The organism is Streptomyces sp. NBC_00029 (genome assembly GCF_045160505.1).
Classification (GTDB): Bacteria; Actinomycetota; Actinomycetes; order Streptomycetales; family Streptomycetaceae; genus Streptomyces.
On the sequence record NZ_CP108292.1, the window covers coordinates 3938005 to 3960716 of the forward strand.

Consider the following 22712-nt stretch of genomic DNA (forward strand, 5'->3'; position numbering starts at 1 on the left):
CGCCGGCGCGGCTCAAAGACCGGGGCTCCGCCCCGAACCCCGCGCCTCAAACGCCGGCGGGGCTGAAATCCCAGCCCCGCCGGCGTTTGAGGCGGCGCGGGGGAACACATTCAGCCTCGCCGGCGTTTGAGGCGCGGGGGTCCGGGGGCAGCGGACCCGCAGGGTCAGGACGGCAGGACCGTGGCCCCGGGGGCCGGGCTGGACGCCACGCGAGTGGCCCGGCAGGTGCCGGAGGCCTCGAGCGCGGCCGCAACCTTGGCGGCGGTTTCCTCGTCCGCAACGAGGAACGCCGTGGTCGGCCCCGAGCCGGAGACCAGCGCGGCGAGCGCACCGCCGTCGACACCCGCGGCCAAGGTGTCCGACAGCGACGGCCGCAGCGAAAGGGCCGCCGCCTGGAGGTCATTGGCCAGTACGGCCGCCAGCGCGTCCGCGTCGCCCGAGGCCAGGGCCGCCAGCAGCGCCGGCGAGGCCTGCGGCTCGGGGATCCGCTTCCCCGCCGCCTCGGCCAGCCGGTCGAACTCGCGGAACACCGCCGGCGTGGACAGCCCGCCGTCGGCCACCGCGAAGACCCAGTGGAACGCCCCGGCCTCCACCGGCGTCAGCAGCTCACCGCGGCCCGTGCCGAGCGCGGCCCCGCCGACCAGGCTGAAGGGGACGTCGCTGCCGAGCTCCGCGCACATGTCGAGGAGTTCGGCGAGCGGGGTGCCGAGGCCCCACAGGGTGTCGCAGGCCAGCAGGGCCGCGGCGCCGTCCGCGCTGCCGCCCGCCATGCCGCCCGCGACCGGGATGTTCTTCGCGATGTGGAGGTGGACGGCGGGTTCGATCCCGGCCCGGGCCGCGAGGATCTCGGCGGCGCGCGCCGCGAGATTGGTGCGGTCCAGCGGGACCTGGCCGGCGTCGGGACCCTCACAGGTGATGGTCAGGGCATCGGCCGGGGTGGCCGTGACCTCGTCGAAGAGGGAGACGGCGAGGAAGACGTTGGCCAGGTCGTGGAAGCCGTCGGGGCGGGCGGCGCCCACCGCCAGCTGCACGTTGACCTTCGCGGGGACCCGTACGGTCACGGCCGCCCGGCGCGCGCTCACAGTGCGGGCCTCTCCGCCGCGGGCTTGTGCTCGGCGATCGCCGCGAACTCCTCGACCGTCAGGGACTCCCCGCGGGCCTGCGGCGAGACACCGGCGGCGACCAGCGCGGCCTCCGCGCCCGCCGCCGATCCGGCCCAGCCGGCCAGCGCGGCGCGCAGCGTCTTGCGGCGCTGGGCGAAGGCGGCGTCCACGACCGCGAAGACCTCGGCCTTGGTGGCGGTGGTCTTGATCGGCTCGGTGCGGCGCACCAGCGAGACCAGACCGGAGTCGACGTTCGGGGCGGGCCAGAAGACCTTGCGGCCGATGGCGCCGGCGCGCTTGACGTGTGCGTACCAGTTGGCCTTGACGGAGGGCACCCCGTAGACCTTGTTGCCCGGCTCGGCGGCCAGCCGGTCGGCGACCTCGGCCTGCACCATCACGAGCGTCCGCTCGATGGTCGGGAAGCGGTCGAGCATGGTCAGCAGGACGGGCACGGCCACGTTGTACGGCAGGTTCGCGACGAGTGCGGTCGGCGGGGGGCCGGGCAGCTCGGTCACCAGCATCGCGTCGGAGTGGACCAGCGCGAAGCGGTCCTTCTTCGCGGGCATCCGGGCCTCGATGGTGGCGGGCAGCGCGGCGGCCAGGATGTCGTCGATCTCGACGGCGACGACCCGGTCGGCGGCCTCCAGCAGCGCGAGCGTCAGCGAGCCCAGTCCCGGGCCGACCTCGACGACCACGTCGTCCGGGCGCACCTCGGCGGTGCGCACGATCCGGCGCACCGTGTTGGCGTCGATGACGAAGTTCTGCCCCTTCTGCTTCGTCGGGCGTACGCCGAGGGCGGCGGCCAGCTCCCTGATGTCGGCCGGCCCGAGGAGGGCGTCGGGCGCGGCGGGGGAGGTGTTCTCGGTGTTCTCGGGCTGCTGCTCTGCGGTGCTCACCGGTAAAGCCTACGGCCGCAGTGCGGCCACGGGCTCGCCCCCCGTTGCACGTAGAGCTTCTTCGCCCGGTACGTCTGTTCCGTGCCCGAGGCGTCCTGCGGGCGGCCGCTGCCACCGAGGCCCTGCCAGGTACGGACGTCGAACTGGTACAGCCCGCCGTAGGTGCCCGAGGGGTCGGTGGCGGAGGCGCGTCCGCCGGACTCGCACTGGGCGAGGGCCCCCCAGTCGAGGCCGTCGGCGCCGGCGACGGAGCTCGGCAGCGCTCTGGTGCCGACCTTGACGAGCTGGGTGACGGGCTCGCGGACGACCTCGTCGGCGATGGGCCGGGGCTTCTGCCGGACTCCGTTGACGGTGCGCAGGCTGTACGTGACCCTGCGCGCGCCGGGGCGGCCGGCGCGCTCGACGACCTCGGTCCCGGCGAACAGCCCGGGGTCCTTGACCTTCTCGGTCCCGTACGGGATGCGCTCCTCGCGGACCTCGCGGGTGCCGGTGATCCGCAGCACGGTGACGGTCTGGCCGTCGCGCGGGAAGGCGGTGGGGGGTACGGAGGTGGTGTCCTGGCCCTGGAGGGTGATGCCCGCCTGGTCCAGGGCCTCCTGGACGGTGGCGGCGTTGGTGCGGATGGCGCGTTCGCGGCCGTCGGCCATGAAGGTGACGCTGCGTTCGGTGCGGACGCTGAGGGCCAGACCGGCTCGCGGGACGGGGGCCGTGCGGGGGGTGGAGAGGTAGGCGCCCTCGGCGCGGATGCCGAACTGCCGCAGGGCGCCCTCGACGGTGCGGGCCGTGGTCCACACCTGACGCTGCTGCCCGTCGAGGGTCAGGCGCAGGGGGCGGCCGTAGCGGACGACGACCTCCTCGCCGTCGTCGAGGGGTTCGCCGGGGGCGGGTGCGACGAGGTCGTGGGGGCCGACGCCGAGGCCTTCGGAGGCCAGCAGTTCGCCGATGTCGTCGGCGAAGGTGTGGAGGTTGCGCGGGACGCCGTCCACGGTGAGCCGTACGGACTTGTCCGCGGCCACGAAGGCCGTGGTGCCGCCCGCGAGGAAGGCGACGACGAGGGCCTGCGGGACGATCCGCCGCCAGTTCGTGCCGGGGGCCTGGGCGGGGGCGCCGCGGGCGCGCCGGCGGCCGGACCCGGAGCCCGGTACTGCGGGGGCGACCGGTACCGGCGGGGCGACGGGCGCGGGCGGGGCCGCGGGGCTCGCGGCCCGGCGGCGGCCCGGGCCGGGCGCGGCGGGCGCCCCGGCCAGGGTGTCGGCCTCGGACAGCTCGAGCGGCGACATGCCGGTCCGGCGGCGGCGCCCGCCGCGCGGGGCCGGGACCGCGGGCTCCGGGTCCCACGCGGCGGGACCGGGATCGCCCGGACCGGACGGCCGGGCCGGAGGCCCGGCCTCGTACGCCTCGTACGCCTGGGCCTCGTACGCCTCGGGGACGGGACCGCCACGGCGGTGACTGCCCTGCGTATCGCTCACGACGCTCGCTCCACTGGTGATCCGGCACCCTCTGGTGCGGGCACGGCACCCTAGCGGAGGAGTCGTCACGCTCCAAAGTCGCGCAGCTACACAGCGTGTCGGAGTGGGCGCGGGGTCAGTAGCCGAAGGCGCGGGCCGTGTTGGCCGCCAGCGCGGTGGCCATCGCGTCCTCGTCGATGCCGCGGACGGCGGCCATCGCGCGGACGGTCAGCGGAATGAGGTACGGGGCGTTGGGCCGTCCGCGGTACGGCGCCGGGGTGAGGTAGGGCGCGTCCGTCTCGACGAGCACGAGTTCCAGCGGGGCCACGGCGAGGGCCTCGCGCAGCGGCTGGGCGTTCTTGAAGGTGACGGTCCCTGCGAAGGACATGTAGTACCCGGCGGCGGCGCACTCGCGGGCCATGTCGGCGTCCCCGGAGTAGCAGTGGAAGACGGTCCGCTCCGGGGCGCCCTCCTCGCGCAGGACGCGCAGCACGTCCGCGTGGGCGTCCCGGTCGTGGATGACCAGCGCCTTGCCCTGCCGCTTGGCGATCTCGATGTGCGCGCGGAAGGAACGCTCCTGGGCGGCCATGCCCTCCGGCCCGGTGCGGAAATAGTCCAGTCCCGTCTCGCCGACCGCCTTGACGTGGTCGAGCGCGGCCAGCGCCTCGATCTCGGCGAGCGCCTCGTCCAGCGCGGCCTCGCCGCCGCCCGGCCGGGCGCCCTGCCGCGACCATCCGTCGGGATCCCCGAGCACGATCCGCGGGGCTTCGTTCGGGTGGAGGGCGACGGCCGCGTGGACGTTCTCGTACTGCGCCGCGGTCTCGGCGGCCCACCGGGAGCCCTTCACGTCGCAGCCCACCTGGACGACGGTGGTCACGCCCACCGAGGCGGCCTTGGCGAGGCCCTCCTCGACGGTGCCCGACTGCATGTCCAGGTGGGTGTGGGAGTCCGCGACCGCCACCCGGAGGGGTTCGGGCAGCGGCGGCGGTGCGTCCTTGGGCTGCGTCTTCTCCACGCGTGTGCTCATACGGCCGATCTTATGACCGGCGGAAGAGCCCCTTCAGACGGGAGAGCAGGCCCCGGCGTTCGGCGGCCGGGTCGACGGCCACCGGCCCCGGGGCATCGTGCGTCCTGGCCGGCCGGCGGGGCTCGGGCGCCCGGGGGACGTTCACGCCGGCCGGCACCGGTCCGGCGATCCCGGGGGCGATCTGGTGGTGGTAGAGGTGGTCGATCATGCCCATCACCGAGGAGACCTGCCCGGCCCGCATGATCCGTACGACGTGTCCGCCGCAGTTCAGGCAGGTCGGGTTGGACAGCGGGGAGGGCACCCGCTCGCCGTCGACCTTGTACATGATGAACGGCTCGCCCCTGCCGTCGACATGGTGCTCGATCGCGTACGCCTGCTCCCAGCCGTACCCGCACTTCATGCACGCGAAGGAGTAGGCCTCGTGCACGGTGTGCACGTCGGAGGCGGTCACAGCGACAGGGACTGCGGCGGCGGGGACGGGTACCGGGGTGTCTGCGATCTCACTCATGCCAGCTCCTCTTGTTCCACTGGTGCCATTGCCAGTGGACGCCTCAACGGGCGGGAGCGCATCAGGCCCTGTCTACTGTTGGACGGTCCTTGGGCGAGTCATTCCGAAAGTGCCCGGTGCGCGGTCTGAGCTTTGCCTTTCAGGTTAGCTCTTTACCTGTCTACGGCACCTTTTGTGCCGCGTTCTTTGCCGCGACCACCGCGTCGAACACCGCGCGCTTGGGTACGCCCGCCTCGGCCGCGACCGCCGCGATGGCTTCCTTGCGCCGCTCACCGGCCTCCTCGCGCACCCGCACCCTGCGCACGAGCTCCTCGTCGTCCACATCGCCGGGCACGGCCGCCGGGGCGCCCTCAACCACGACGGTGATCTCCCCGCGCACCCCTTCGGCGGCCCAGGCCGCGAGCTCGCCGAGCCCGCCGCGCTTGACCTCCTCATAGGTCTTGGTCAGCTCGCGGCAGACCGCGGCCCGCCGGTCGGCCCCGAAGACCTCGGCCATCGCGGCCAGGGTGTCGTCGAGCCGGTGCGGGGCCTCGAAGTAGACGAGCGTGCGCCGCTCGCCCTCGACCTCGCGCAGCCGGCTCAGGCGCTCCCCCGCCTTGCGCGGCAGGAACCCCTCGAAGCAGAACCGGTCCACCGGCAGCCCGGACATGGCGAGCGCGGTGAGCACCGCGGACGGCCCGGGGACGGCCGTGACCTTGATGTCCTTCTCCACGGCGGCGGCGACGAGCCGGTAGCCGGGGTCGGAGACCGAGGGCATGCCCGCGTCCGTCACCAGCAGCACGCGCGCCCCGCCGGCCAGGGCCTCCACCAGCTCCGGGGTGCGCGCCGACTCGTTTCCCTCGAAGTACGAGAGGACGCGCCCGGTGGTATGCACGCCGAGCCCCTGGGTGAGCCGGCGCAGCCGCCGGGTGTCCTCGGCGGCGATCACATCGGCCCGCTCCAGCTCGGCCGCGAGGCGCGGCGGCGCGTCCGTGAGATCGCCGATGGGGGTGCCGGCGAGCACGAGCGTGCCCATCAGGCCTCCGGCCGTGGCTGCAGTTGTGGTGGGCTCCGTACCGCGGGGCTGGTCAGTTGTCACCCGCCCATCCTCTCAGCCCGGTGCCCCGACGCCCCCCGCCGCTGGTGGCGCACACAGATCTCTTCCCTACGATGTGCCGGTGACCAGTACCGCGACGCCGCCGCCCAGCCCCGCGGGGGCCCCGCCCGCCTCCTGGGCGGGACGCGAAGATGAGCCGCCCACCTGGCTGCGCCGGCTGCGCGGCTTCGGCTACGTGCCGCCCGCCGCCGCGTCCGCGCGCGCGGACGTCCGCACCCGCCTGGTGCCCCCGTACACCCGGCCGTCCAAGCAGCTGTGGATGACCTTCGGGCTGCCGCCCGAGGTGTGGGGGACCTGGCAGCGGATCGTCTCGTGGGTGGGGCCGCTGCTGGTGGCGGCGGTCGCCGGGGTGCTGCGGTTCGTGCACCTGGGCAGCCCGAAGGCGGTGATATTCGACGAGACGTACTACGCCAAGGACGCCTGGGCCACGATCAAGCAGGGCTACGAGGCCAGCTGGCCCAAGGACATCGACAAGTCGATCCTCGCCAACCCGGCCGGGGTCGCCCTCCCGGCGGATCCGGGCTACGTCGTGCACCCCCCCGTCGGCAAATGGGTGATCGGGCTGGGCGAGTGGATGTTCGGCTTCACGCCCTTCGGCTGGCGGTTCATGACCGCCGTGCTCGGCACCCTGTCGGTGCTGATGCTGTGCCGGATCGGCCGCCGCCTCTTCCGCTCGACCTTCCTGGGCTGCCTGGCGGGAGCGCTGCTCGCGGTGGACGGCCTGCACCTGGTGATGAGCCGCACCGCGCTGCTCGACCTGGTGCTGATGTTCTTCGTGCTCGCCGCCTTCGGGGCCCTGCTGATCGACCGTGACCGGGCCCGGGCCCGGCTCGCCGACGCGCTGCCGGTCGATCCGGAGGGCCGGACCGGACCCGACGCGAGGATCGCCGAGACCCTGCGGCTGGGGTGGCGGCCGTACCGGATCCTGGCGGGCGTCTGTCTGGGTCTGGCCGCGGGCACGAAGTGGAACGGCTTCGTCGTCCTCGCCTTCTTCGGCATCCTGACCGTGCTGTGGGACGCCGCCGCGCGCCGCACCGCGGGCGCGGGAGCCCCGTACGCCGCGATGCTGCGGCGCGACGCGCTGCCCGCCTTCGTGTCCACCGTCCCGGTCGCGATCGTGACGTACGTGGCCTCGTGGTCGGGCTGGATCTTCAGCCCGGACAACGGCAAGGGCGGCTACCTGCGCGACTGGGCCGCCAAGCACGACCAGGGCAGTTCGCTCGGGTTCCTGCCGGAGTGGCTGCGCAGCCTGTGGCACTACGAGACCGAGGTCTACAACTTCCACGTCGGCCTGACCTCGGGGCACACCTACGAGTCCAACCCGTGGAGCTGGCTGGTCCTGGGCCGGCCCGTCTCCTACTTCTACGAGTCCCCCGAGCCGGGCACGGACGGCTGCCCGGCGACGCAGGCCGGCAAGTGCGCCCGAGAGGTCCTGGCCCTCGGCACCCCGCTGCTGTGGTGGGCGGGCTGCTTCGCGCTGCTGTACGTGCTGTGGCGGTGGTTCTTCCGCCGCGACTGGCGGGCGGGCGCGATCGCGTGCGGGCTGGCGGCGGGTCTGCTGCCCTGGTTCAACTACCAGGAGCGGACGATCTTCTACTTCTACGCCGTGGTCTTCGTCCCGTACCTGTGCCTGGCGGTGGCGATGATGATCGGCGCCCTGCTGGGCCCGGCCGGATCGAGCGAACGCCGACGGGCGCTGGGCGCGATCGGAGCGGGGGTGCTGGTCCTGCTGATCGCCTGGAACTTCATCTACTTCTGGCCGATCTACACGGGCCAGACCCTGCCGATGGACTCCTGGCGCGGCCGCATGTGGCTGGACACCTGGGTCTAGCAGCCAGAACGAGGGCCCCGATGCCGGACGGCGTCGGGGCCTTCGTCGTCGGGGCTAGCGGGACGCCTCGCATGCCGAGGCCGCTACGTCCTTGCTCGCGCCTGCTTCGGCGAGGCTGGCGCTGCAGCTGGTCTGGTTGCCGATCGCCCCCTGGTAGCACGCCTCGGCCACGCCGCCGGTGACCTTCGCAGCGTGCTTGGCGACGTACTGCTCGCAGGCCTGTACGTCCGCCTGGGCGGACGGGGCGGCGACGACCACGCCGCCGACCGCGAGGGCCAGGCCTGCCAGGATGCTGGGGATTCGAGCCGACGGACGCATGCGGATGCACCTGCTCTCTCGGTCGGTCACGCGGTCCGCCGGCGCGCCGGACCGCGGGCGGGGTCGGCGGCGTGGAGCAGGCACTCCGGGGGCGAGCGGCTCGACGCATCGGCCTTCCCCCGCCCTTCCGACGCTAGAACACGGCACCGGAGCACGCACGTTCGGACCGGGCGGGCCCGCGGGCGCCTCAGGCCGGCGGCTGCCCGAGCGGCAGGCCGAGCGTGACCGGCCCGAAGCCGGCCGGCAGCCGGCGCACGGCCAGGGCCGCGGCCTCGGGCGCCGTGGTGAACTCGCCCAGGTCCGGGGTGATGAAGCCGGTGCCCACCCCGTACGTGCCGTCGTCGCCCGTGGTCAGGCACGGACTGCCGAGCGTCAGGCTCGGGCGGGTGGTGGGCGAGAAGCGCAGCGCCCAGTGGCTCGTGAACGGGTAGAGAGCGCGCAGGGCCGGCTCGGCGTACGCCGCCTCGACCAGGGCCAGGTAATGCTCCTGCCAGGAGTACTCCAGCTCGCGCGCCCCCCGGAGCAAGCCCTGCCACTCCGACTCCACCAGGCGGACGGGATCGAGGTCGGGCACCTCGAAGCGGCCCGTCAGGTGCACGAACGGGGCCGCCCGGCGGATGTCGTCGAGGGACTCGCCGTGGTGCCAGGCCCGGGCCGCCGCGGCGACCTGGGCCAGATCGTCCGTGTCCCCGTCGATGAGGCACGAGCCCTGGAACGGTTCCTCGCCGCGGATCGACCAGCGCCGCCCGTACTCCCATGCGCTGATCCGCAGCGGCTCGCGGTGCGCCGGCGTGCTCGCGACGCTCGCGTGCAGCAGCGGACCGGAGCCGGGCGAGGCCGGGAGAACGAAGTCGAGGCCGCCTTCCGCCGCCGCTCGGAGCGCCGCGGCGAGGCTGCCGCGGGCCGCGACGTCGGGGTACAGGACGGCGGGATCCGGAGGTGTGGACACAGCTCCGAATTATGCCCGGCCCGCGGGCCGGGATCCTCGCCGGATGTCCCGGTCCGGTAACAACGACGTACCGGATCGCTGCTCAGAGTAAAGTCCGCACCAAGGGTTCTTTGAACATGTTCAGGAGCCGTCGTCATGGGGGAAGGACTCAAGTGAACGGGGCAGCGAAGGGTGCCGTCATCGGCGGGGTGTTCCTCGCCCTGGTCGGCGGCGCCGGGTACGGGGTGTACGCGCTGGTCGGCGACGCCGACGGAGACGGAGACGGCAAGGACGGCGAGACCTCCGTCCAGGCCGCGAAGGGCAGCGGGCCGGTCGGCGAGAAGGACGCCGCGAAGACCGCCAAGGCCTTCCTGGCCGCCTGGGCGGCCGGGGACGAGCGGGTGGCCGCCGACCTGACGAACAACGCCGCGGCCGCGCAGGCCGCGATCGGGGACTTCACGGCCAAGTCGTACGTGTCCAAGGCCGTCATCACCCCCGGCACGCCGAACGGCACCGTCGTGCCGTTCAAGGTCGAGGCCGAGATCACGTACGAGGGCACGACCAAGCCTCTGGCCTACGACTCCCAGCTGACCGTGGTGCGTGGGGTGACCAGCGGAAAGCCGCTGGTCGACTGGCAGCCCTCGGTGATCCACCCGCAGCTCCAGAAGGACGAGAAGCTGCGCGCGGGCGCCCCGGCGAACCCGCCGGTCAAGGCGGTCGACCGCAACGGCGAGGAGCTCACCGCGGACAAGTACCCCTCGCTGCGCCAGGTCCTGGACGAGCTGCGCCAGAACTACGGCAGCAAGGCGGGCGGCAGGGCGGGGGCCGAGGTGTGGATCGAACCGGCCGCGAAGGACGCTCCCAAGCGGACCCTGCTGACCCTCGTCGAGGGCGAGCCGAGCACCCTCAAGACCTACCTGGACGCGAAGGTGCAGGCCGCGGCCGAGCAGGCGGTCGCCAAGTTCCCGGAGGCCTCGGTGGTCGCCGTCCAGCCGAGCAACGGGCACATCCTGGCCGTCGCGAACAACCGCAGGGACGGCTTCAACGCGGCGATGCGGGGCACCCGGGCGCCCGGATCCACGATGAAGATCGTGACGGCGGCGATGCTGATGGACCGCGGCCTGGTCGCCGCGGACAAGCCGGCGGAGTGCGCGAAGACGGTGACCTGGGGCCGTGAGTTCCACAACCTGGAAAACTTCTACCTGCCGGCCGGCACCAACTTCGCGACCTCGTTCGCCCGCTCCTGCAACACCGCCTTCATCAAGCAGATCAAGCCCGTCAACGACGACGCCGCGCTGCCGGACGAGGCCAAGGAAGTCTTCGGCATCGGCCTGGACTGGAAGACCGGCATCCAGTCCACCGACGGCAAGGTCCCGCCGGCCACGGGCGCGGCGGCGGCCGCCGAGTACATCGGCCAGGGCCAGATCACCATGAACCCGCTGAACGTCGCGTCCATCACCGCGACGGCACGCACCGGCGTCTTCCGCCAGCCCGTGCTGGTCTCGCCGGAGCTCGACGGCCGCAAGCTCGCCACGGCCGAGCGCCGGATGAAGTCCTCGGTGCAGCAGCAGCTGGTCGCCATGATGAAGCTGACGGCCACCAGCGGCACCGCCCAGACGGCGATGGCCTCGGTCCGCGGCTCGGACAAGGGCGCCAAGACCGGCTCGGCGGAGGTCGGCGGTGCCGGGGAGAGCCCGGACAGCTGGTTCACCGGCTTCAGGGGCGACGTGGCCGCGGCCGCGATGGTGGAGGGCGGCGGCCACGGCGGTGAGGCGGCGGGCCCGGTCGTCGCCCAAGTGCTGAACGCGGGCTGAGGACGGACTGAAGGCGGACTGAAGGCGGGCCGAAGGCGGGCCGACCGGGTGCCGGCGACGCGACCGGCCCTGGCCGACGAGACCGGCCCGGGCCCGAATCGGTCGTGTCGCCGCGCCGGGCGGCGATAGCGTCGCGCCATGACGACGTCCACGCACCCCCTGTTCGCCGAGGCCCTCGCCGGGCTGGGCCTCGACCTCACCGTCCGGAGCTTTCCCGAAGGCACCCGTACGGCCGCCGACGCGGCGGCCGCGATCGGCTGCGAGCTGAGCCAGATCGTCAAGTCGCTGATCTTCGCGGCGGACGGGGTCCCGGTGCTGGTCCTCATGGACGGTGCCTCACGGGTGGACGTGGAGGCCGTACGCCGCGAGCTCGGCGCCGGGAAGGTGACGCGGGCCGATGCCGCCCTGGTCCGGGAGACCACGGGCTACGCGATCGGCGGGGTCCCGCCCTTCGGGCACCGCACGCGCACCCGGGTGCTGGCCGACCGGTCCCTGCTGGCCCACGGGGAGATCTGGGCGGCGGCCGGTACCCCGACCACGGTGTTCCCGATGGCCCCGGACGAACTCATCGCGCACGCGGGAGCCACACTGGCCGACGTACGCGAGCGGGGCGGGCGGGCCGAGGGGGCCGAGCGGGCGTCAGAGGGCTGACAGTGCCGACTTCAGGGCCCGGACCAGGGACTGCGCCCGCGGGTCCGCGGTGACCGACTTGGCCAGGGCGTTGGTGACGTAACCGAAGCCGATGCCCGCCTCCGGATCCGCGAAGCCCAGGGATCCGCCGCGGCCCGGGTGGCCGAAGGAGGCCGGCGAGAGCAGCGGTGAGGCCGGGCCGTGCAGCATGTAGCCGGCGCCGAAGCGGGTGTTCACGACCAGCACCCGGTCCGGCCCGGCGGAGTGCTCCCGGGCGGCGAGCGCGGTGGTGGCCGGGGTGAAGATCCGCGCGCCGTCCTCCACCACGCCGATCGTGGCCCCGTAGAAGCGGGCCAGGGCGCGGGCCGTGCCGATGCCGTTGGAGGCCGGGAGCTCGGCGGCCCGGTAGGCGGGGTCGTTCTCGTCGGGCAGCGGGTCGATGGCGGCGAAGGCCCGGCGGGTGAGGGAGTCCGGGTCGGCGTAGGCCTCGGAGACGTTGCGCCGGGGCCGGGTCCGCAGCATGCCCGCGCTCTCGGGCGGCTCGACCGGAGCCACCCGGCCCACCCGGTGGGCCTCGGTCTCCGGCAGGCCGATCCAGAACTCCAGCCCCAGCGGCTCGGCGATCTCCTCCGCCAGGACGCAGCCCAGCGTGCGGCCGGTGGCCCGCAGCACCAGCTCGGACAGCAGCCAGCTGTAGGTCTGCGCGTGGTATCCGTGCTCGGTGCCCGGCTCCCAGTAGGGCTGCTGCGCGGCGACCGCACGCGCCCCGGACACCCCGTCGGCGGCCTCGGCGGCGGTCAGCCCCCGGTCCAGCGCCGGTATGCCCGCACGGTGCGCGAGCACGTCGCGGACCAGGATCCGCTCCTTGCCGCCCGTCTTGAACTCCGGCCAGTACGAGCCCACGGGCGCGTCCAGGTCCATCAGCCCGCGCTGGTGCAGGAGCAGCGGCACGGCGGCGGCCACGCCCTTGGTCGCGGAGCGGACGATCTGCGCGGTGTCCCCGGTCCAGGGCTCGGTGCCGTCCGCGTCCTTGGTACCGGCCCACAGGTCGACGACCTTGCGGCCGTCGCGGTACACGGCCACGGCCGCGCCCCGGTCCCCGAGCACCTCGAAATTGCGTACGAACGCGTCCCTGACGGGCTCGAAGCCCTCCGCCACCACACCCTGGATGTCCACGTGCGGTCCAACAAACGCGGACCGGTGCTTATGCCACCGATACCGAACGCGGGTCGAAGCCGAAGGGGAGCTCCAGCCGGTGGGCCCGCATCAGCTTCTCGTCGCACAGAAGGTCCTGCGTGCGGCCGTCCGCCGCGATGACCCCCTCGCTGAGGATCACCGAGCGCGGGCACAGTTCGAGCGCGTACGGCAGGTCGTGCGTCACCATCAGCACGGTCACGTCGAGCGAGCGCAGGATGTCCGCGAGCTCGCGGCGCGAGGCCGGGTCCAGATTGGACGAGGGCTCGTCCAGGACCAGGATGTCGGGCCGCATGGCCAGGACCGTCGCCACCGCGACGCGGCGGCGCTGCCCGAAGGACAGGTGGTGCGGCGGCCGGTCGGCGAAGTCCGCCATCCCAACCTGGTCGAGGGCCGCTGCGACCCGCTCCTCAAGCTCCGCGCCCCGCATCCCGGCCGCTGCCGGGCCGAAGGCCACGTCCTCCCGCACGGTCGGCATGAACAGCTGGTCGTCGGGGTCCTGGAAGACGATCCCGACCCGGCGGCGGATCTCGGCGAGGTTGCGCTTCTCCACCGGCAGCCCGGCCACGGTCACCGAGCCGACCCCGCCGGCCAGGATGCCGTTGAGGTGCAGGACCAGCGTGGTCTTGCCGGCTCCGTTGGGTCCGAGCAGGGCGACCCGCTCGCCCTGCCCGACGGTGAGGTCCACGCCGAAGAGGGCCTGGTGGCCGTCCGGGTAGGCGTAGGCGAGGCCGGCGACTTCGAGGGAGGGAGTACTGGTCACAGGGTCCATCCCATCAGACAGACGGCGAGCGCCGTCACCGGGAGGGCGGCCGCGTACGCCCACTGGGCGCGCGTGGCGGCGACCTCGTCGATCACCGGCATCGAGCCGGTGTAGCCGCGGCTGACCATCGCGAGGTAGACCCGCTCGCCGCGCTCGTAGGAGCGGATGAACAGCGCGCCGGCCGTCTTGGCCAGCACTCCCCAGTGCCGGATTCCGCGGGCCTCGAAGCCGCGCGAGCGGCGGGCGATGGACATCCGGCGCAGCTCGCCGCCGATCACATCGCCGTAGCGGATCATGAAGGAGGCGATCTGGACGAGCAGGGGCGGCAGCTTCAGCCGCTGCAGGCCCAGCAGCAGGGCCCGCAGCTCGGTCGTCGAGGCGAGCAGGACGGAGGCGGCCACGCCGAGCGTGCCCTTGGCGAGGACGTTCCAGGCACCCCAGAGGCCCGAGACGCTGAGGGACATGCCGAGCACCTGCACCTGCTCGCCCTCGGCCACGAAGGGCATGAGCACGGCGAAGGCGACGAAGGGGATCTCGATCAGGAGCCGCCGCAGCAGGAAGCCGGCCGGGATCCGGGCGACGGCCGCGACCCCCGCGATGAGGAGGGCGTACAGGCCGAAGGCCCACACCGCCTCGCGCGGTGTGGACACGACGACCACGACGAAGGCCAGCGTCGCGGCGAGCTTGCAGTGCGGGGGGAGGTCGTGGACCGGTGAGTGCCCCGGACGGTAGAGCTTGTGGGCGTGGCCGGCCCCCATGTCAGCCTGCCGAGACGGAGGTGGAGGCGGCGGTCAGGTCTTCGGTACGGCGCCGGCGCACGGCCCAGAAGATCCCGGTACCGGCGACGACGGTCACGCCGACGCCGATGACCCCGGCGAGGCCGCCGGACAGGCGGGCGTCCTCGACGTCCTTGACGCCGTAGTCGGCGAGCGGGGAGTTCGCGGCGGCGTGCTCCTCGACCTTTTCGTCGATGCCCTTGTCCGCGGCGACCTTCTCCAGGCCGTCGGGGTCGGCGGAGGCGTAGAAGGAGACGAACCCGGCGAGCACGAGGGCGGTGACCAGGCCGGTCACCCACACCTTCTTCGTCGATCCGGCGCCGGCGGCGGCGGGCGCGGACGCGGTGGCCGGTGCGTCGACGAGCTCGCCGCCGACGCGCAGCTTCAGGGGCGCGGTCAGCCCGCGGGCCCCGTGCACCAGGTCGGGACGTACGGCGATCACGGCGCCCACGGTCGCCGCGGTGATGGCGGCCTCACCGATGCCGATGAGCACGTGCACGCCGACCATGGCGGTGAGCACCTTGCCGATGGGCACGTCGGTGGTGCCTCCGACGGCGTAGACGGCGGTGAAGGCGGCGGCCGCGGCGGGCACCGAGAGCAGGGCGCCTACGAAGGCGGCCACGGTCACGGAGCGACGGGTGGGCGGCAGGATCGCGAGCAGCCCGCGGAAGACCGCGTAGGCGAGGACGACGGTGACGACACCCATGACGGTGACGTTCACGCCGAGGGCGGTCAGGCCGCCGTCGGCGAAGAGGATGCCCTGCATGAGCAGGACGACGGAGACGCACAGCACGCCGGTGTAGGGGCCGACGAGTATCGCGGCGAGTGCCCCGCCCAGCAGGTGTCCGCTGGTGCCGGCGGCGACGGGGAAGTTCAGCATCTGCACGGCGAAGATGAAGGCGGCGACCAGACCGGCGAGCGGGGCGGTCCGCTCGTCGAGTTCGCGGCGGGCGCCGCGCAGGCTGACGGCCACCGCGGCGGCGGCCACCACTCCGGCGGCCACCGAGACGGGCGCGTTGATGAATCCGTCGGGCACATGCATGGAGTGGCTCCGCTTCCGCTTCTTACGCAGTCTTTAGCTGTTCAACCATAGTGCCCAGTTGCGAATCGTTGGCAAGAGCGGCTGCGTCACAAAAAGAGCCGTGCGGTTTCGTGGGAATGTGCGAGGCTGGACGGGACAAACGGACGCAAATGTTCCGATTTCGAGGAGTCTTGTCGATGTCAGCCACCGCCGAGAATCCACCAGCGACCGCGACCGCCACCGCCGTCGAGGAGCGGGTCCGCGCCCGTGTGATCACGGACGACCCCCTCTACCGGACCATCCCGGTCGCGCTGCGCTTCGCAGCCGCCGAGCCGCTGGCCGTACGGATCGTCTTCCCGGCGGGCCTGTCCCCCGAGGGCACCGACAACGAGTGGGTCTTCCCCCGGGCCCTCCTGGAGGCCGGCCTCCAGGCTCCGACGGGGACCGGGGACGTACGCGTCTGGCCCTGCGGCCGCGTCCAGGCGGTCGTCGAGTTCCACTCCCCCGAGGGCGTCGCCGTCGTCCAGTTCGACATCGCGGCACTGCGCCGGTTCCTCCGCCGCACCTACGCCCCCGCCGCGTCCGCCGCGTCCATCACTCGATAGGCCCAAACGGGCCCGGCCCCGTACCACCCGGTGATCGGGCGGTACGGGGCCGGGCCGTCCTGTCGGCCGGTGCGGAGCCGGCAGGAGGTCGGGCGTCGAGGTCAGGCGTTGACCAGCTCGCGGTCCTTGTCCGGGCCCTCCGGCGACTGCGAGGACTGCTCCAGGTGCTTGCGCAGGCTCTCGCCCTCCACGTCCACGTTCGGCAGCAGCCGGTCCAGCCACTTCGGCAGCCACCAGGCCTTGTGTCCGAGCAGTGCGAGCACCGCCGGGACGATGGCCATGCGGACCACGAACGCGTCGAAGAAGACGGCGACGGCCAGACCGAAGCCGATCATCTTGACCATCTGGTCACTGGCTCCCATGAAGCCCGCGAACACCGCGATCATGATGATGGCGGCGGCCACGACGACCCGCGCGCTGTACTGGAAGCCGGTGACCACGGCCTGGCCCGGGCGCTCGCCGTGGACGTACGCCTCACGCATGCGGGTGACGAGGAAGACCTCGTAGTCCATGGCCAGACCGAAGACGACACCCACCATGAAGATCGGCATCATCGACATGATCGGACCGGTCTGCTCCACTCCGAAGACCGAGCCGAGCCAGCCCCACTGGAAGACCGCGACGACCGCGCCGAGGGCGGCGACCACCGAGAGCAGGAAGCCGAGGGCCGCCTTGAGCGGGACCAGGATCGAGCGGAAGACGAGCATCAGCAGCAGGAAGGCGAGGCCGACGACGAGCGCCAGGTAGGGCAGCAGCGCGTCGTTCATCTTCTGCGAGAAGTCGATGTTCATCGCGGTGGCGCCGGTGACGAGGACGTTGTCCCCGCTGCCGTCGCGGATCTCGTGGACCAGGTCCTCGGTCTGGGTGGAGGACGGGCGGTCCTTCGGGATGACCGTGATCACCGCGGCGTCGCCGGCCTCGTTGAGGGTCGCCGGGGTGACCGCGACGACGCCGTTCAGGCCCTTGATCCGGTCGGCGGTGGAGTCGGCGAGCGCCTTGTCACCGTCGACGACCACCATCAGCGGGCCGTTGAAGCCCGGGCCGAAGCCGTCGGAAAGCAGGTCGTACGCCTGGCGCTGGGTGGTGGAGACCGGCTGGGCGCCGTCGTCCGGCAGGCCCATCTCCAGCTTGCTCGCCGGGATCGCGATGACGCCGAGGCCGATCACACCGGCCAGCAGCACCATGACCGGGCGGCGCAGGACGAAGCGGGCCCAGCGGGTGCCGCCGTTGGCCTTCTTCTCGGTGCCCGCCGGCTTGCCCTTGCCGAACAGCCGGCTCTTCTCGCCCGCCGGCAGGACCTTCTTGCCCGCGAAGGCGAGGATGGCCGGGACCAGGGTCAGCGCGACGAGCACGGCGATGACCACGGTGCCCGCGGCCGCGAAGCCCATCTTGGTCAGCATCGGGATGTTGACGACGGCCAGGCCCACCAGGGCGATGACCACGGTCAGACCGGCGAAGACGACGGCGGAACCGGCGGTGCCGACGGCGCGCCCCGCGGCCTCGTCGCGCTCACGGCCCTCGGCGAGCTCCACGCGGTAGCGGGAGACGATGAAGAGGGCGTAGTCGATGCCGACCGCGAGGCCGATCATCGTCGCGAGGGTGGCGGTGGTGTTGCCGAGGTCGAGCACGTTGGCGAGCGCCGTGATGGACGAGACGCCGATGCCCACGCCGATCAGCGCGGTCAGCAGCGGCAGACCGGCCGCGACCAGCGAACCGAAGGTGATGACGAGGACGATCGCGGCGACCGCGATGCCGATGATCTCGCCGGAGCCGGTCTCGGGGGCCGCCATCAGCGCGTCACCGCCGATCTGGACGTTCAGGCCGGCGGCCTTGGCCCCCTCGCCCGAGTCCTTGAGCGCGTCGCGGGTGGCGTCCTTCAGCTCCATGCCGCTGACGTTGTACTTGGCGCTGATGTAGGCGGTGGAGCCGTCCTGGCTCACGGCCTGGGCCTCGTACGGGTTGGCGACGGAGGAGATCTCGGCCGCGCCCGGTCCGGTCTTCAGTTCGCCGACGATCTTCTCGACCTCGGCCTTGGGGCCGGGGTCGGTGACCTTGGCGCCCTCGGGGGCCTTGATGACGATCCGGGCGGTGGCGCCGTCGGCGGCCATGCCCGGGAAGCGCTTCTCCAGCAGGTCGAAGGCCTTCTGGGCCTCGGTGCCGGGTATCGAGAACGAGCCGGAGGTGGGTGCGCCGGCCGAGGCGGCGCCGAAGCCGGCGGCGAACAGCAGCGCCACCCAGAGGAGGGCGACGAGGCCGCGGCGCCGGAAGGCGCCCCTGCCGAGTCGGTAGAGGAAGGTAGCCACGTCGGTGGTTCTCCCGTTCAGGTCGTGGAATGGATCCGGATCGGATCAGGGCATGGAGAGCCGGCCCGACGACGAGAGCGGCGTGTCAGGAGCAGCAGGAGGCGGTGCAGGGGACGGGAAGGGCGAGGATCAGACGCCGAGGGCGGGGAAGACCACGGCGTCGATGAAGTCACCGAGGAAGGCCCGGTCCACCGGGCGGTCCTCGATCAGCGGGAGCGCGATGAACGCCCCGATGAGCATGTGCGGGACGAAGTCGAGCGCGGGACAGTCCGGGCGGATCTCGCCCCGGTCCACCGCACGCTGCAGCATCGCCTGGAGACCGTTGATCTCCGGGTCGACCAGCAGGTCGCGCAGCGCCTTGTGCAGCTCCGGGCTCTCGTGGACGGCATGGGCCAGACCCCGCATCAGCGCGGTGTCCTTGGCCATCTGCGCGTCGTCGGAGTGCTCGACCATGCGCGCGAAGTCCCCACGCAGGCTGCCCGTGTCGATCTCGCGCAGCGAGACCGGCTGCGTGCACCGCAGGGCCTTGGCGACCAGTTCCGGCTTGCTCCCCCACTGGCGGTAGAGGGTGGCCTTGCTGGACTTCGTACGGGCGGCGACCGCGTCCATGGTCAGCGCCTCGTAGCCAACGTCACGCAGGAGGTCGAGGACCGCCTCGTGCAGTTCGGCCTGCCGCTCGGGAGTGATCCGGCTGCGCCGAGCCGTCGTCGCCTCGGTCATGTCCGTGCCTCCCGTCGAAGCGAAACTGTTCCGTACGCTTAAGACGATACCCCCACCCCAAGCGAAACGAAACCGTTCCGTTTCGCTTGGCCGAGTGGCATGGATCACCTGTACGAGTTGCCAGGGCCCCCCTGCGCGGAAAGCATTGGGGGGTGAGTCACGACGTCGCGTACCTCCGGTTCCCGCACCTGCACGACGACCTTCTCTGCTTCGCCACCGAGGACGATCTCTGGGTCGCCCCGCTGGTCCCCGACGGCCGGACGCCCGGACGGGCCTGGCGCATCACCGTCGACCGGACCCGCGTCGGCCACCCGCGGTTCTCCCCCGACGGCAGGCACATCGCCTTCACCAGCTGGCGCAGTCTCGATCCCGAGATCCATCTCGCCCCCGTCGACGGCGGACCCGCCCGCCGGCTGACCCACTGGGGCGCCCTGGACACCCGCGTCTGCGGCTGGACCCCGCCCGACGAGGACGGCCGCAGCGACATCCTGGCCGTGTCCTCGCACGGCCAGCCCTTCTCCTACTTCGCCTGGGCCTACACCCTGCCCACCGACGGCAGCCCCGGCGGCCGCCTGCCCTGGGGACCCGTCTCCGACATCCAGGTGCACGCCACGGAGGAGGGCGAGCGGCACTCCCTGCTGCTCACCGGCAAGCCCCCGCACGAACCCGCCGCCTGGAAGCGCTACCGCGGCGGGGCCACCGGCCGGCTGTGGCTGCACGGGGAGCGGCTGCTGGAGGACATCGAGGGACACCTCGACTCCCCGATGTTCGTGGACGGCAGGATCGCCTTCCTCTCCGACCACGAGGGCATCGGCAACCTGTACTCCTGCCTGCCCGACGGCACCGGTCTGCGCCGCCACACCGATCACGAGGAGTTCTACGCCCGGCATGCCTCCAGCGACGGCTCACGCGTCGTCTACCAGTGCGCCGGCGACCTCTGGCTCGTCGAGTCCCTGGCCCCCGACGCCCGCCCGCGCAAGCTCGACGTCCGCCTCGGCGGCCCGCGCGCGGGCCGGCGTACGTACCAGGTGCCGGCCGCCAGCCACGTCGACTCGCTCTCCGTGGACGCCACCGGGCGCGCCAGCGCGGTCGTGGTGCGCGGCAGCCTCTACTGGCTGACCCACCGCGACGGCCCGGCCCGCACCATCGCCGACACCCCCGGCGTACGGGTACGGCTGCCCGAGATGCTCGGCAGCGGCGGCCAGGTCGCCTACATCACCGACGCGGAGGGCGAGGACGCGATCGAGATCGCGTACCTGCCGCGGGCCTCCGGGGAACGGGAGCCCCGCCGGCTCGCCTCGGGCGAACTGGGGCGGGTCACCGAGCTGCTCTCGGACCCGGACGGCGAGCGGCTCGCCATCGCCTCCAACGACGGCCGGCTGCTGCTCCTCGACGCCACCGAGGAGTCCAACGGCGAGGTCACCGAGCTGATCCGGTCCATCAACGGCCCCGTCACCGACCTCGCCTTCTCCCCCGACGGGGCCTGGCTGACCTGGTCGCACCCCGGCATCGGGCGTTCGCTGCGGCAGATCAAGATGGCGCGGATCTCCGGCCCCGGCGCACGCGTCATCGTCGACGTCACCAACGGCCGCTTCGAGGACGAGAATCCGGTCTTCACCCGGGACGGGCGCTACCTGGCCTTCCTGTCCTGGCGCGGATTCGACCCGGTCTACGACGTGCACACCGGCGACCTGTCCTTCCCGCTCGGCTGCCGCCCGTACCTGGTGCCGCTCTCCTCCGCGACCCCCTCCCCCTTCGCGCTCTCCGCCGAGGGGCGGCCCGCGGCCGGGGGGCTCGACCTGGCGGAGGGCGACTCGGGCGACGGCGACGGCGCCGTGATCGTGGAGGTGGAGGGCCTGGAGAGCCGGGTCACCCCGTTCCCCGTGACCGCGTCCAAGTACTCGGCCCTCTACCCGGTGCACGGCGGCGGGCTCGTGTGGCTGCGCTGGCCGATCTCGGGCGCGCTCGGCGAGACCTTCGCCAACCCTGCCGACATCAGCGGCAAGCCGACGCTGGAGCACTTCGACCTCACCAAGGCCCGCAAGACCGAACTGGCCTCCGGGCTCGACTGGTTCGCGGTCAGCGGCGACGGCACCCGGCTCGTGATCAATGACGACGGCGACCTGCGCGCGGTCCCGGCGACCGAGTCGGGCGACAGCGACTCGACCGTCTACCTGGACCTGCGGCGCATCCTGCACGAGGTGGACCCGGCGGCCGAGTGGCGCCAGGCCTACGAGGAGGCCGGGCGGATCATCCGCGCGTACTTCTGGGAGCCGAAGATGTGCGGCATCGACTGGGACGGGGTGCTCGCCCAGTACCGCTCCCTGGTCGAACGGGTCGCCTCGCCCGACGAGTTCGCCGACCTGCTGCGCGAGGTCCTCGGCGAACTCGGCACCTCGCACGCCTACGTCTCCCCCGCACGCCGCAACGAAGGCCCCCCGCACTACCAGCGCGCGATCGGCCTGCTCGGCGCCAACCTCTTCCCCCGGGACGGGGAATGGGTGGTCAGCCGGATCCTGCCCGGCGAGTCCTCGGACTCCAAGGCCCGCTCGCCGCTGGCCGGCACCGGCATCCGGGAGGGCGCGGTACTCACCCATGTCGACGGACGGCCGGTGGACCCGGTCGCCGGGCCCTATCCGCTGCTCGCGGCGGCCGGCGGCACCACCGTGGAGCTGACCTTCCAGCCCGCGGCGGGCGAGGGCCGGGCCCGCCGCGTCGCCATCGTGCCGCTGATCGACGAACGGCCGCTGCGCTACCAGGACTGGGTGTCCAAGCGGCGCGAGGCGGTCCGGGAGATCAGCGGCGGCCGGTGCGGCTACCTCCACATCCCCGACATGGGCGGCTCGGGCTGGGCGCAGTTCAACCGCGACCTGCGGATGGAGATGTCCCGGCCCGCGCTGATCGTGGACGTACGCGGCAACGCGGGCGGGCACATCAGCGAGCTGGTGGTGGAGAAGCTGACCCGCTCCATCCTCGGCTGGGACCTGACCCGCAACGCCCAGCCGGTCAGTTACGCCTCCAACGCGCCCCGCGGTCCGATCGTGGCGCTGGCCGACGAGGCGACCTCCTCGGACGGTGACATGATCACCGCGGCCTTCAAACTGCTGGGCCTGGGCCCGGTGGTGGGCCAGCGCACCTGGGGCGGAGTGGTCGGCATGACCGGCCGCCACACCCTCGGCGACGGCACGGTGATCACGGTGCCGATGAACGCCGCCTGGTTCCCCGAGTACGGCTGGTCGGTGGAGAACCACGGCGTGGAGCCGGACCTCTCGATCCTGCGCACCCCGCTCGACTGGGCGGAGGGCCGGCACGCCCAGCTCGACGACGCCGTGCACCTGGCGCTGGAGCTGCTGGAACAGGACCCGGCAGCGGTGCCGCCGGGCTACACGGACGTACCGGACCGGCGCCGTCCGAAGCTGCCGCCGAGGGAGTGAGCGCAGCGCACACGGGAGGGGCGCGATCCCCGGGAACTCCGGGAATCGCGCCCCTCGACGCTGCGTGCGCTGCGTGCGCTGCGTGCGGGCCCGGTGCCGGTCGGGCCGGGGTACCTAGGTCAGGTCGTCGAGCTCGCCCTGGATGCCGTCGAACGACCGCTGCGGCAAGGTCTTCGGCTGCGAAGGCCGCTGGGACCTGTCGCCCTGCGGGCCCTTGCCGGGCTTCTGCGCCTGCCGCGCCTTCTCCTCGAGCTCCTGCGCCTTGTCCTTGAACTGGTCCTTGATACCCATGCTGTT

Annotated in this window: 20 protein-coding genes; 5 read left to right on the forward strand and 15 right to left on the reverse strand. The window is 72.9% G+C overall.

From position 1 onward, the window contains the following. Positions 1 to 164 precede the first annotated feature (164 nt). The 6 genes from OG753_RS18420 to rsmI form a co-directional block, all read right to left on the reverse strand. Positions 165 to 1082, reverse strand: a complete 918-nt coding sequence (locus OG753_RS18420; RefSeq protein WP_327262853.1) for a 4-(cytidine 5'-diphospho)-2-C-methyl-D-erythritol kinase — start codon at positions 1080 to 1082, stop codon at positions 165 to 167. After that, positions 1079 to 1999, reverse strand: coding sequence for a 16S rRNA (adenine(1518)-N(6)/adenine(1519)-N(6))-dimethyltransferase RsmA (rsmA, locus tag OG753_RS18425; protein ID WP_327262854.1), 921 nt, complete (start codon positions 1997 to 1999; stop codon positions 1079 to 1081). Before rsmA ends, OG753_RS18420 begins: the two co-directional genes overlap by 4 nt. Further along, a complete protein-coding gene (locus OG753_RS18430; protein WP_405789223.1) occupies positions 1996 to 3468 on the reverse strand; it encodes a ubiquitin-like domain-containing protein in 1473 nt (490 codons plus the stop codon). The genes rsmA and OG753_RS18430 overlap by 4 nt, the downstream gene beginning before the upstream one ends. A gap of 115 nt (positions 3469 to 3583) precedes the next feature. Then, complete coding sequence (locus OG753_RS18435) at positions 3584 to 4474, reverse strand: TatD family hydrolase (protein ID WP_327262856.1); 891 nt, start codon at positions 4472 to 4474, stop codon at positions 3584 to 3586. 10 nt (positions 4475 to 4484) lie between these two features. Beyond that, positions 4485 to 4982 (reverse strand): hypothetical protein, encoded by a 498-nt coding sequence (locus OG753_RS18440; protein ID WP_401278506.1) that lies wholly within the window; start codon positions 4980 to 4982, stop codon positions 4485 to 4487. A gap of 160 nt (positions 4983 to 5142) precedes the next feature. Then, the gene (rsmI, locus tag OG753_RS18445; protein WP_405792710.1) at positions 5143 to 6000 is read right to left on the reverse strand and encodes a 16S rRNA (cytidine(1402)-2'-O)-methyltransferase; all 858 of its coding nucleotides are present in this window, start codon (positions 5998 to 6000) and stop codon (positions 5143 to 5145) included. A gap of 139 nt (positions 6001 to 6139) precedes the next feature. On the opposite strand from rsmI, the gene OG753_RS18450 reads away from it, so the two are divergent. Next, entirely contained in the window at positions 6140 to 7909 is a 1770-nt protein-coding gene (locus OG753_RS18450; RefSeq protein WP_405789224.1) for a dolichyl-phosphate-mannose--protein mannosyltransferase, read from the forward strand. 54 nt (positions 7910 to 7963) lie between these two features. Here the strand turns inward: OG753_RS18450 and OG753_RS18455 are convergent, their stop codons facing one another. Then, entirely contained in the window at positions 7964 to 8227 is a 264-nt protein-coding gene (locus OG753_RS18455) for a hypothetical protein (RefSeq protein ID WP_327262860.1), read from the reverse strand. A 187-nt stretch (positions 8228 to 8414) separates the two neighbouring features. Then, complete coding sequence (locus tag OG753_RS18460; protein ID WP_405789226.1) at positions 8415 to 9176, reverse strand: DUF6193 family natural product biosynthesis protein; 762 nt, start codon at positions 9174 to 9176, stop codon at positions 8415 to 8417. 152 nt (positions 9177 to 9328) lie between these two features. Here OG753_RS18460 and OG753_RS18465 point away from each other — a divergent pair, with 152 nt between their 5' ends. Next, positions 9329 to 10969 (forward strand): penicillin-binding transpeptidase domain-containing protein, encoded by a 1641-nt coding sequence (locus tag OG753_RS18465; protein WP_405789228.1) that lies wholly within the window; start codon positions 9329 to 9331, stop codon positions 10967 to 10969. A 138-nt stretch (positions 10970 to 11107) separates the two neighbouring features. After that, entirely contained in the window at positions 11108 to 11620 is a 513-nt protein-coding gene (locus OG753_RS18470; protein ID WP_327262863.1) for a YbaK/EbsC family protein, read from the forward strand. Here OG753_RS18470 and OG753_RS18475 read toward each other — a convergent pair. Genes OG753_RS18475 through OG753_RS18490 form a run of 4 tightly spaced genes read right to left on the reverse strand, consistent with a single transcriptional unit; the run spans position 11609 to position 15374 of the window. Then, positions 11609 to 12775: a serine hydrolase domain-containing protein gene (locus OG753_RS18475; RefSeq protein ID WP_327262864.1), complete on the reverse strand. Its 1167-nt coding sequence runs from the start codon at positions 12773 to 12775 to the stop codon at positions 11609 to 11611. The genes OG753_RS18470 and OG753_RS18475 overlap by 12 nt on opposite strands. Before the next feature lie 28 nt (positions 12776 to 12803). Beyond that, positions 12804 to 13565: an energy-coupling factor ABC transporter ATP-binding protein gene (locus tag OG753_RS18480; RefSeq protein ID WP_405789230.1), complete on the reverse strand. Its 762-nt coding sequence runs from the start codon at positions 13563 to 13565 to the stop codon at positions 12804 to 12806. Next, positions 13553 to 14314, reverse strand: coding sequence for a cobalt ECF transporter T component CbiQ (gene cbiQ / locus OG753_RS18485; RefSeq protein ID WP_327262866.1), 762 nt, complete (start codon positions 14312 to 14314; stop codon positions 13553 to 13555). The genes OG753_RS18480 and cbiQ overlap by 13 nt, the downstream gene beginning before the upstream one ends. Before the next feature lies 1 nt (position 14315). Further along, positions 14316 to 15374: an energy-coupling factor ABC transporter permease gene (locus tag OG753_RS18490; protein WP_405789233.1), complete on the reverse strand. Its 1059-nt coding sequence runs from the start codon at positions 15372 to 15374 to the stop codon at positions 14316 to 14318. Between the two features lie 176 nt (positions 15375 to 15550). Here OG753_RS18490 and OG753_RS18495 point away from each other — a divergent pair, with 176 nt between their 5' ends. Next, positions 15551 to 15958, forward strand: a complete 408-nt coding sequence (locus OG753_RS18495) for an SsgA family sporulation/cell division regulator (protein ID WP_401278530.1) — start codon at positions 15551 to 15553, stop codon at positions 15956 to 15958. Positions 15959 to 16059: 101 nt separating this feature from the next. On the opposite strand, the gene OG753_RS18500 is transcribed toward OG753_RS18495, so the two are convergent. Then, positions 16060 to 18261 carry an MMPL family transporter gene (locus OG753_RS18500; RefSeq protein ID WP_327262869.1) on the reverse strand — a complete coding sequence of 734 codons (2202 nt, stop codon included), beginning with the start codon at positions 18259 to 18261 and terminating at the stop codon, positions 16060 to 16062. Between the two features lie 129 nt (positions 18262 to 18390). Then, positions 18391 to 18981: a TetR/AcrR family transcriptional regulator gene (locus tag OG753_RS18505; protein WP_327262870.1), complete on the reverse strand. Its 591-nt coding sequence runs from the start codon at positions 18979 to 18981 to the stop codon at positions 18391 to 18393. Positions 18982 to 19133: 152 nt separating this feature from the next. On the opposite strand from OG753_RS18505, the gene OG753_RS18510 reads away from it, so the two are divergent. After that, complete coding sequence (locus OG753_RS18510; protein WP_327262871.1) at positions 19134 to 22415, forward strand: S41 family peptidase; 3282 nt, start codon at positions 19134 to 19136, stop codon at positions 22413 to 22415. Between the two features lie 114 nt (positions 22416 to 22529). Here OG753_RS18510 and OG753_RS18515 read toward each other — a convergent pair whose 3' ends face one another. Further along, on the reverse strand, positions 22530 to 22706 hold the full coding sequence (locus tag OG753_RS18515; RefSeq protein ID WP_405789236.1) for a hypothetical protein: 177 nt from the start codon (positions 22704 to 22706) through the stop codon (positions 22530 to 22532). Positions 22707 to 22712: the final 6 nt, after the last annotated feature.